The following is an 11,231-nucleotide window of genomic DNA, read 5'->3' as shown; positions in this document are numbered from 1 at the left end:
TACCGGTGGTATGAACTGGGGAGGGGCGGCATTTGCAGCCGCAGAAGGCCTGGATGCAAGTGCAACGGTGTTGTCCGAATTGGCTCAGCAACACCTGACCAGCGACATGCAGAACCGCCGGCGTGCCGAATGGCAATATCTGGTGACACAGGCTGAACTCGAACTGGACACGCTCGATCGGCAGATCGAAGCTCAGGATGTCGCATTGCGGGCTGCTATCGCCAGCCTGGATCAGGCCACTAAAGCCCGGGAACAGGCCCAGGCGCTGTACGCGTTCATCAAGAACCGTGCGGCCGGGGCCGGCCTGTATCAATGGCTGTTGAGCCAAATGTCCACGTTGTATTTCCAGGCTTACGATGCGGTGTTGGCCATGTGCCTGGGCGTCGAGGCTTGCTGGCAGTATGAAATCGGCGATCGCGACACACGATTTATCTCCACCACGGCGTGGGCAGACAACCGCTTTGGATTAACGGCGGGCGAAACCCTTAAGCTCGGTTTGTTGCAGATGGAGGCGGCGTTCCTGGCGCGCCATGAGCGTCGACTGGAGTTGACCAAAACGATTTCGCTCAAGGCCTTGCTCGGCGATTACGATCCCAATAGCAAAGCCCCTGAGGGTACGCTGGCCACCGGATGGGGCGGTGTGATCGAGACGCTACGCACGAAGGGCGAAATCGCCTTCCAGCTTAAAGCTTCGACCTTCGACAACGACTATCCAGGGCACTACTTGCGCCAGTTGACCAGAGTGTCGGTCTCGTTGCCGGTAGTGCTTGAGCCCTACCAGGACATACATGCGACGCTGAGCCAGCAGTCCAGCAGTTACTTGCTCAAGCCACAGATCGGCAACGTGAAATACCTGTATCAGCAGGCGGGTGACTTGCCCGAAGGCAGCGATGACGATATTCGCCAGGACCAGATCGTCTCCAACCCCCGGGCCAATCAGCAAATTGGTATCTCCACCGGTGTCGACGATCATGGCATGTTCATGCTTGATTTCGGTGATGAGCGCTATTTTCCGTTCGAAGGGACCGGGGCGATTTCTCGCTGGACATTGAGCTTCCCCAACCATGAGTCCGAGGGGCAGCAAGCCATGCTGAATACCCTAACCGACATCATTTTGCATGTTCGTTATCTGGCCGTGGATGGCGGCAAAGCGTTTGCTGGCGAGGTCGAGACACTGGTGGCAGCGGTGGAGAACGCATAGGGGGATGTCAAGCGGCTGCTAACGCCGACAATCGCTGGATCAGTCAGGTGAGGCATTTGCATATCGCCGCTGATGAGGTGTCAGGCTTGCTCGGCGGATCGGCCGATCTCGCTTACAAACGTCCCAACGCCCTGCAGGATGATCCGCAGCGTATCGGCCAACTCGGCCAACTCACTCTCGGGCGTGCTGTGGCGAATTTCAAAAGACGTATCGCCGCCCAGCGATTGGGCATCGGCGGCGTCGATCTCCAGCAACAGGCGGTCGGCGCTGAAGGTGACGATCAGTTTTGAATCGATGTGTACCGTGTCATCGCGAAAGGTAATGTCGACTTCGTCTTCATCGGGAAAGCGCGCAAGCATGAACAGGTCGCCATTCGCCCCGTGGCAGCAAGCCAATGCCATGTCATCTTCCTCCTCATCGCAGGGGTTGTAGATGAAGCTGTCGGTGGTCATTTGCATGGGACTATTCCTTAAACGGTGGGCCTGAGCGGGATTTTGCCAGTGTTGGAGGATTTTTGCCCGATGCTGATTCATCCAGTGGCAGATGCGTCCAAGTTTGAAGACACCTGCTAACCGAACCGCCTGTAACGTTGCGCAACTTGACGATAACGCCCAGCGATCTGCACGGATCGTTCTTACAGACCAATCCTGCCGCCAGCCTTGTCCGCCCGCTATGGGAAACATTCGGTTGCAAGGCGATGTCCGAATATGTCGCAGCATCGCAAGCAGGTGGGGGGCTGCTGTCGTTAAGCTCGCAACAGATGAACGGACGTAAAGCCAAGCCTGCCTGGCGATGTTCTATCGAGGTTCATTCGGTCGATCAGATGTGACGGCGTCCACACGGTAAGCGTTAGTACTTAGGCAAAGCGATTAGCTCTGCTCGTTGTCATGTTTTGCTGACTATCATCGAGTAGGTGCACACGTTACACACGACCCGCACCACGCATCTCTCCCAAGGTCTTTACGAAACGTCGGCAAGCGCAGCCAGTTTCCGTACAGACCGTAAATAAAAGCCCAAGCGGAGTACCATAGATGGCGTTCTTCACCGCAGCCAGCAAGCCCGACTTCCAGCACCAACTGCAAGCGGCACTGGCCCAGCACATCAATGAACAGGCACTGCCACAAGTGGCGCTGTTCGCTGAGCAATTTTTCGGCATCATTTCCCTGGACGAACTGACCCAGCGTCGGCTCTCCGATCTTGCCGGTTGCACCCTTTCTGCCTGGCGTTTGCTTGAGCGCTTTGAACACAGCAGCCCGCAAGTGCGGGTTTATAACCCAGACTACGAGCGCCACGGCTGGCAGTCGACGCACACTGCCGTGGAAGTCCTGCACCACGATTTGCCGTTTCTGGTGGACTCGGTCCGCACCGAGCTCAATCGCCGCGGCTACAGCATTCACACATTGCAAACCACCGTATTGAGTGTGCGCCGCGACGGCAAAGGTCAGCTGCTCGAACTGCTTCCCAAGGGCACTGTCGGCGAAGATGTGCTGCAAGAATCGCTGATGTACCTGGAAATCGACCGTTGTGCGAGCCCCACCGAACTGAACGTGCTGGCCCGTGAGCTTGAGCAGGTGCTCAGCGAAGTGCGAGTGGCGGTAGAAGACTTCGAACCGATGAAGGCCAAGCTCAATGAGCTGCTGGCTGGCATCGATACCACCGAATACAGCGTCGATGCAGAAGAAAAAGCCGAGATCAAGGCCTTCCTTGAATGGCTGTTGGACAACCACTTCACCTTCCTTGGCTACGAAGAGTTCCAGGTCAGTGGTGACGGCGATGGTGGTCAACTGACCTACGATCACTCGTCGTTTCTTGGTCTGACCAAGCTGTTGCGCGCAGGGCTCACCTCGCAAGACCTGCACATCGAAGGTTATGCGGTGAACTACCTGCATGAACCAACCCTGCTGTCGTTCGCCAAGGCTGCGCACCCCAGCCGCGTCCACCGTCCGGCCTACCCGGACTACGTGTCGATCCGCCAGATCGACGCGACGGGCAAGGTCATCAAGGAGTGCCGCTTCATGGGCCTGTACACCTCGTCGGTGTATGGCGAGAGTGTGCGGGAAATCCCGTATATCCGCCGCAAGGTCACTGAAATCGAGCATCGCTCCGGTTTCCATCCCAAGGCCCACCTGGGCAAGGAGCTGGCACAGGTGGTGGAAGTGCTGCCTCGCGACGACCTGTTCCAGACCCCGGTCGATGAGCTGTTCAACACCGTGATGTCGATCGTGCAGATCCAGGAGCGCAACAAGATTCGCGTGTTCCTGCGCAAGGACCCGTACGGTCGCTTCTGCTACTGCCTGGCCTACGTGCCACGTGACGTCTATTCCACCGAAGTCCGTCAGAAAATCCAGCAGGTGCTGATGGAGCGTCTGAAGGCCAGCGACTGTGAATTCTGGACCTTCTTCTCAGAGTCCGTTCTGGCTCGCGTGCAGTTGATCTTGCGTGTGGACCCGAAAGTCACCCTCGACATCGACCCGCAGCAACTGGAAAACGAAGTGATCCAGGCCTGCCGATCCTGGCAAGACGACTACGCCAGCCTGATCGTCGAAAGCTTCGGCGAAGCCCATGGCACCAGCGTGCTGGCGGACTACCCGAAAGGTTTTCCGGCGGGCTATCGCGAGCGTTTCGCCGCGCACTCTGCCGTGGTCGACATGCAACACCTGTTGAATCTGACTGAAGCCCATCCGCTGGTCATGAGCTTTTATCAGCCGTTATCCGGCGACAAGGCCCAGTTGCATTGCAAGCTGTACCACGCCGACACGCCGCTGGCGCTTTCCGACGTGCTACCGATTCTGGAAAACCTCGGCCTGCGTGTGCTGGGCGAATTCCCGTATCGCTTGCGCCACAAAAGCGGCCGCGAGTTCTGGATTCACGACTTCGCGTTTACCGCAGGCGAGGGCTTGAACCTCGACATCCAGCAGCTCAACGACACGCTGCAGGACGCATTTGTCCACATCGTACGTGGCGATGCCGAGAACGACGCATTCAACCGTTTGGTGCTGACCGCCGGTCTGCCATGGCGCGACGTCGCGCTGTTGCGTGCTTATGCGCGTTACCTCAAGCAGATTCGTCTGGGCTTCGACCTGGGGTATATCGCCAGCACGCTGAACAATCACACCGACATCGCGCGTGAACTGACCCGTCTGTTCAAGACGCGTTTCTACCTTGCGCGCAAGCTCAGCGGCGATGATCTGGGTGATAAACAACAACGTCTGGAACAGGCGATCCTCACGGCATTGGACGAGGTTCAAGTCCTCAACGAGGACCGCATTCTGCGTCGCTACCTGGACTTGATCAAAGCCACCCAGCGCACCAACTTCTACCAGCCCGATGCCAACGGTCAGAACAAGAGCTACTTCAGCTTCAAGTTCAACCCGCGTCAGATTCCCGATCTGCCGAAGCCGGTGCCGAAGTTCGAAATTTTCGTCTATTCGCCGCGTGTGGAAGGCGTTCACCTGCGTTTCGGCAATGTTGCCAGGGGGGGCTTGCGCTGGTCCGACCGTGAGGAAGACTACCGCACCGAAGTGTTGGGTTTGGTAAAAGCCCAGCAAGTGAAAAACTCGGTCATCGTGCCGGTGGGCGCCAAGGGCGGTTTCTTGCCGCGTCGTTTGCCCTTGGGTGGCGGCCGCGACGAGGTTCAGGCAGAAGGCATCGCCTGCTATCGCATCTTCATTTCCGGTCTGTTGGATATTACTGACAACCTGAAAGAAGGCGAGTTGGTTGCGCCCGTCAATGTCGTGCGTCACGACGACGATGACCCGTACCTGGTGGTTGCTGCTGACAAAGGCACCGCGACCTTCTCCGACATCGCCAACGGCATTGCCATCGACTATGGCTTTTGGCTGGGCGACGCGTTCGCTTCGGGGGGCTCGGCCGGTTACGACCACAAGAAAATGGGCATCACCGCCAAAGGGGCGTGGGTCGGCGTACAGCGTCATTTCCGTGAGCGTGGCATTAACGTTCAGCAAGACACCATCAGCGTGATCGGTATCGGTGACATGGCCGGTGATGTCTTTGGCAATGGGCTATTGATGTCCGACACCCTACAAATGGTCGCTGCGTTCAACCATTTGCACATCTTCATCGATCCGAATCCGGACCCAGCCGCAAGCTTCGTCGAGCGTCAGCGCTTGTTCGACCTGCCGCGTTCGGCCTGGACCGATTACGACACCAGTTTGATGTCCGAAGGCGGCGGTATTTTCCCGCGCAGTCTGAAAAGCATCACCATCACACCGCAAATGAAAGCGCGCTTCGACATTCAGGCCGACAAGCTGACGCCGACCGAGCTGATGCACGCGCTGCTCAAGGCGCCGGTGGATCTGTTGTGGAATGGCGGCATTGGTACTTACGTTAAGTCCAGCTTCGAGAGCCATGCCGATGTCGGTGACAAGGCCAACGATGCGTTGCGGGTGAATGGTAACCAGCTGCGCTGCAAGGTCGTGGGCGAGGGCGGTAACCTAGGGATGACCCAGTTGGGCCGTGTCGAATTTGGCCTGCTGGGCGGCGCTACCAACACTGACTTCATCGACAACGCCGGTGGCGTGGATTGTTCCGACCACGAAGTGAACATCAAGATCCTGCTCAACGAAGTGGTGCAGGCCGGTGACATGACCGAGAAGCAGCGCAACCTGCTGCTGGAAAGCATGACCGACGAGGTTGGCAACCTGGTGCTCGGCAACAACTACAAACAGACTCAGGCGCTCTCGCTGGCGGCCCGACGTGCTTACGAGCGGATCGCTGAATACAAGCGTTTGATGAATGATCTGGAGTCGCGCGGCAAACTGGACCGTGCCATTGAGTTCCTGCCGGCCGAAGATCAGATCACTGAGCGTGTGGCCGATCAGAAAGGCCTGACCCGTGCCGAGCTGTCGGTGTTGATCTCCTATAGCAAGATCGACCTCAAAGAGGCATTGCTGGAATCTCGCGTGCCGGATGACGATTACCTGGTCCGCGACATGGAAACCGCATTTCCGCCGTCCCTTGGAGCGAAATACGCTGAATCCATGCGTCGCCATCGTCTGAAGCGCGAAATCGTCAGTACTCAGATCGCCAACGACCTGGTCAACCACATGGGCATCACGTTCGTGCAGCGGCTCAAAGAGTCCACTGGCATGAGCGCGGCCAACGTGGCCGGTGCGTACGTGATCGTGCGTGACATCTTCCATTTGCCGCACTGGTTCCGTCAGATCGAGGCGCTGGATTACAAGGTGCCAGCAGAGGTCCAGTTAACCCTGATGGACGAGTTGATGCGGCTGGGGCGTCGCGCCACGCGTTGGTTCCTGCGCAGCCGTCGCAACGAACTGGACGCGGGTCGGGACGTTGCCCATTTTGGTCCGCACATCGCTGCGCTGGGTCTGAAGCTCGACGAACTGCTTGAGGGCCCAACGCGTGAAGTCTGGCAGGCGCGCTACAAGGAGTATGTCGAAGCGGGCGTGCCTGAGCTGCTGGCGCGGATGGTCGCGGGCACCAGCCACTTGTACACGCTGTTGCCGATCATTGAAGCCTCCGACGTCACGGGGCAAAACGCCGCCGACGTGGCGAAGGTGTACTTCGCTGTGGGCAGCTCGCTGGACGTCACCTGGTACCTGCAACAGATCAGTGCCTTGCCGGTTGAAAACAACTGGCAGGCCCTGGCCCGTGAAGCGTTCCGTGATGACATCGACTGGCAACAGCGGGCGATTACTGTGTCTGTCCTACAAATGGCCAACGGCCCGACAGACGTGGAAGAGCGCCTGGACGTGTGGCTTGAACAGCACCTGTCGATGGTCGAGCGCTGGCGTGCCATGCTGGTCGAACTGCGGGCTGCAAGCGGTAACGACTACGCGATGTACGCCGTGGCCAACCGCGAACTGCTGGACCTGGCCATGAGCGGGCAGACTGCAATGGTTTGATGGTTTAGCTGAGTGGTAACCACAAGCCCTGCATCGGAAGATGTGGGGCTTTTTTATTGGCTGGTTTTTTGTGGCGTTGGGATTCATGTGTATATCCATTATCGGAGTGGCGCTGATTCACTTTTTCGCCCCTCCCGAGATAATGGATATACACACCATCCTAGGCGTGTCAGACAAATAGCACCCCCGGATGCGACCCAGACCGTCATAACATCCGGTTGCTCGGGGGGTTGTGTGACATAAAAAAACCCCGCCGAAGCGGGGTTCCTTTGACGCAGATTTCAGCGATTAAGCTTGAACGACCGGGATATTGGCGTTCGCAGCGGCTTCACGGAACTCGGCGATTTGATCGAAGCTCAGGTAGCGGTAGACATCGGCCGCCATGCTGTCGATCTTGCCTGCGTATTCCATGTACTCCTCGACGGTCGGCAAGCGACCCAGGATCGAAGCGACGGACGCTAGCTCAGCCGAGGCCAGGTAGACGTTCGCGCCGTCGCCCAGACGGTTCGGGAAGTTACGGGTCGACGTCGACACCACAGTGGCGTTCGGTTCTACGCGTGCCTGGTTACCCATGCACAGCGAGCAGCCTGGCATTTCCATGCGTGCGCCAGCCTTGCCGTAGATGCCGTAGTAGCCTTCTTCGGTCAGTTGGTGAGCGTCCATCTTGGTCGGCGGCGACAGCCACAGACGAGTTGGAAGCTGACCCTTGACCTGATCCAGCAACTTGCCCGCTGCACGGAAGTGGCCGATGTTGGTCATGCACGAACCGATGAATACTTCGTCGATCTTCTGGCCAGCAACGCTGGACAGCAGACGGGCGTCGTCCGGGTCGTTCGGCGCGCAGAGCACAGGCTCCTTGACGTCGGCCAAGTCGATTTCGATGACTTCAGCGTATTCAGCGTCAGCGTCGGCAACCAGCAGCTCAGGGTTGGCAACCCAGGCTTCCATCGCTTTAGCGCGACGTTCCAGGGTGCGTGGATCGCCGTAGCCTTGTTCGATCATCCAGCGCAGCAGGGTGATGTTCGAGTTCAGGTATTCGGCAATCGACTCTTTCGACAGCTTGATGGTGCAACCTGCGGCAGAGCGCTCGGCCGAGGCGTCGGACAGTTCGAACGCTTGCTCGACGGTCAGGGTTTCCAGACCTTCGATCTCCAGGATGCGACCAGAGAAGGCGTTTTTCTTGCCCTTCTTCTCTACGGTCAACAGGCCTTTCTGGATCGCGTAGTAAGGAATCGAGTGAACCAGGTCACGCAGGGTGACGCCCGGTTGCAGTTTGCCTTTGAAGCGAACCAGAATCGATTCCGGCATGTCCAGCGGCATGACGCCAGTGGCGGCGGCGAACGCAACCAGGCCGGAACCGGCCGGGAACGAGATGCCGATTGGGAAACGGGTGTGCGAGTCACCACCGGTACCGACGGTGTCCGGCAGCAGCATGCGGTTCAGCCAGCTGTGGATGATGCCGTCGCCCGGACGCAGGGAAACGCCGCCGCGGGTCATGATGAAGTCAGGCAGGGTGTGGTGGGTGGTCACGTCGATCGGCTTTGGATAAGCCGCGGTGTGGCAGAACGACTGCATCACCAGATCGGTGGAGAAACCCAGGCAGGCCAGGTCTTTCAGTTCGTCACGGGTCATAGGCCCCGTGGTGTCCTGAGAGCCGACGGTGGTCATCTTCGGTTCGCAGTAGGTGCCAGGACGAACGCCCTCGACGCCACATGCCTTGCCGACCATTTTCTGCGCCAGGGTGAAGCCTTTGGTGCTGGCAGCCGGTACATCAGGGAACTTGAACAAGGTCGATGGTGGCAGACCCAGCTCGGTACGCGCCTTGCCGGTCAGGCCGCGGCCGATGATCAGCGGGATACGGCCGCCAGCGCGGACTTCGTCGAGCAACACCGGGGTCTTCAGTTCGAAGGTGGTGATGACTTCGTCGCTGTCGTGCTTGCAGACTTTGCCAGCGTAGGGGTAGACGTCGATCACGTCGCCCATGTTGATGTTCGACACATCGAATTCGATGGGCAGTGCGCCCGCATCTTCCATGGTGTTGTAGAAGATCGGAGCGATTTTGCTGCCGAAGCAGAAGCCGCCAGCGCGCTTGTTCGGCACATTAGGGACGTCGTCGCCGAAGAACCACAGCACCGAGTTGGTTGCCGATTTACGCGAAGAGCCGGTACCGACCACGTCACCGACGTAGGCGATAGGGAAGCCTTGACCGCGCATTTGTTCGATCTGCTTCATCGGGCCGGTGACGCCTTGGACGTCAGGCACAATGCCGTCGCGAGCCATTTTCAGCATGGCCAGGGCGTGCAACGGGATGTCTGGACGGGACCAGGCGTCTGGCGCAGGTGACAGGTCGTCGGTGTTGGTTTCGCCGGTGACCTTGAACACGCGCAGGCTGATTTTTTCAGCCAGGGTAGGACGCTTCTGGAACCACTCGCCGTCAGCCCAGGATTGCAGCACGCCTTGGGCGATTGCATTGCCTTTTTTGGCTTTTTCAGCGACGTCGTGGAAAGCGTCGAACATCAGCAGCGTGTGCTTGAGTTGTTCGGCGGCAACCGGTGCCAGGGTGGCGTCGTCCAAAAGGTCGACCAGGGTCACGATGTTGTAGCCGCCCTGCATGGTGCCGAGCAGTTCTACAGCGTGTTTCTTGTCCAGCAGAGGGGAGGTGACTTCGCCTTTGGCCAGTGCGGAGAGGAAACCGGCTTTGACGTAGGCAGCTTCGTCAACGCCAGGTGGAACGCGATTGGTGATCAGATCAAGCAGAAACGCTTCTTCGCCAGCCGGTGGGTTTTTCAGCAGCTCGACCAGGCCTGCGGTTTGTTCGGCGTTAAGCGGCTGGGGCACGATACCCAGGGCGGCACGCTCTTCGATGTGTTTACGGTAGGCTTCAAGCACAGTATTACCCTCATCAGTGGTCCCAAATGGGTGTCCGGGACGCTCATCCAGAAATTGCTCGTTCCCGTGCTCCACAAAACTTTTTGAGCTTTTTGGCAGGGTGTCGGCAATTTCCAACAGAAGCTGTTTTCAAAGTTTTACGCCTGCATGGACGGCTCTGGGGGAGGGGGACGCAGGCGGAGCCTGCGTCAAACCGTACTGCGGGGTAGGCTCTCGTTAAAGAGTCTTGACTGTGCTCGTGACGCTTTGAAAACAGCTTCCAACGGACATTGGCGCCTTAAAAGGCCCGATGATTCTACTGCAAAAAACAACTAAAGGTAAGTTAGACCCTACATCTTCGGGGGTGTACGGCGTTAGACAAAGGGCTAACATGCGGGCTCGTTTTGTCCGCTGCCGTGTTTTCGTGCCATGTCCAATCAAACCATCAAAACGCCGTGTGTCGGCCTCTGTTCCACCGTTTACGGGGATCTGGTGTGCCGTGGCTGCAAACGTTTCCATCATGAAGTGATTCACTGGAACGGCTACAACGACACCGAAAAACAAGCGGTGTGGCGGCGTCTGGAGCAATTGCTGGTGCAGGTAATGACCGCCAAGCTTGAAGTGTTCGATGCCGACAAGCTGCGCCAACAACTGGAACTGCGCAAAATTCGTTTCGTCCTGCACCAGTCCGAATACTGCTGGGCTTATCAACTGATTGCCCGCGGTGCGCGGGTGATCAACCAGCTGGAGGCCTACGGCATGGTGCTGATGCCTGAGTTTCGCGATTGGACGCTGCCCCAATTGCGCGATTGCTGCTCGCGCCGGGGCGGGGCCTGCGCCGCGCGGCGCTCAGCGCGATGGCGCGGCAAGACGGGCGCGGCGGCTTCGGCGTGGCGACGGGCCTGACCGGCGACGTGGCGATCGCGACCGGAACCCAGCCATCGGCCCCGGAGCGTCGGATCGTTCGCGTACAGGGCGCTGCGATCGCCGCGACCGCGCTGGCCGAATGGCTGACGGTGCTGTGGCTGACCCCGGCGATGGACCGGCTGTTCGTCGAACCCGCTGGCGAGCGCCGCCGCTTCCTCGACCGGCTGACGCTCGCGCTCAGCCCCGGCCATGCGGTCCATGCCAACCGCTACGAGGCGGCGATGCGCGCGCGCAACCGCTTGCTGGCCGAGGATGCGGTGCCCGACCGCGAGTGGCTGTCGGCGCTGGAGGCGCAAATGGCCGAGCACGGCGCGGCGATCGCAGCGCCCTGTACGCGAACGATCCGA

General features: G+C 58.9%; 4 protein-coding genes and 2 pseudogenes. 4 read left to right on the top strand and 2 right to left on the bottom strand.

Annotation, left to right across the window (positions count from 1 at the left end; all coding sequences use genetic code 11):
* Nucleotides 1-1,201: pseudogene (locus VGC62_RS17620) on the top strand (hypothetical protein); the annotation flags it as partial.
* Nucleotides 1,202-1,281: 80 nt separating this feature from the next.
* On the opposite strand, the gene VGC62_RS17615 reads toward VGC62_RS17620, so the two are convergent.
* Nucleotides 1,282-1,659: a hypothetical protein gene (locus tag VGC62_RS17615; RefSeq protein WP_331188359.1), complete on the bottom strand. Its 378-nt coding sequence runs from the start codon at nucleotides 1,657-1,659 to the stop codon at nucleotides 1,282-1,284.
* 573 nt (nucleotides 1,660-2,232) lie between these two features.
* Between VGC62_RS17615 and VGC62_RS17610 the strand changes: the two genes are divergently transcribed.
* Nucleotides 2,233-7,089, top strand: coding sequence for an NAD-glutamate dehydrogenase (locus tag VGC62_RS17610; protein WP_331188358.1), 4,857 nt, complete (start codon nucleotides 2,233-2,235; stop codon nucleotides 7,087-7,089).
* A 288-nt stretch (nucleotides 7,090-7,377) separates the two neighbouring features.
* On the opposite strand, the gene acnB is transcribed toward VGC62_RS17610, so the two are convergent.
* Entirely contained in the window at nucleotides 7,378-9,978 is a 2,601-nt protein-coding gene (gene acnB, locus VGC62_RS17605) for a bifunctional aconitate hydratase 2/2-methylisocitrate dehydratase (RefSeq protein ID WP_331188357.1), read from the bottom strand.
* A 408-nt stretch (nucleotides 9,979-10,386) separates the two neighbouring features.
* Between acnB and VGC62_RS17600 the strand changes: the two are divergent.
* Nucleotides 10,387-10,779, top strand: a pseudogene (locus VGC62_RS17600) (DUF1289 domain-containing protein); the annotation flags it as partial.
* A 35-nt stretch (nucleotides 10,780-10,814) separates the two neighbouring features.
* A partial coding sequence (locus VGC62_RS17595; protein WP_331188356.1) for a hypothetical protein occupies nucleotides 10,815-11,231 on the top strand: 417 nt, incomplete at its 3' end.

The sequence above is a fragment of the Pseudomonas sp. genome, assembly GCF_036404235.1.
Classification (GTDB): domain Bacteria; phylum Pseudomonadota; class Gammaproteobacteria; order Pseudomonadales; family Pseudomonadaceae; genus Aquipseudomonas.
Note: the sequence above shows the minus strand (reverse complement) of the source record. Positions and strands in the feature narration are given on the sequence as shown.

What these genes read in the sequence shown, in the direction of transcription:
- VGC62_RS17615 (WP_331188359.1), bottom strand. Translation starts at nt 1,659, where the DNA reads ATGCAAATGACCACCGACAGCTTCATCTACAACCCCTGCGATGAGGAG.
- VGC62_RS17610 (WP_331188358.1), top strand. Translation starts at nt 2,233, where the DNA reads ATGGCGTTCTTCACCGCAGCCAGCAAGCCCGACTTCCAGCACCAACTG.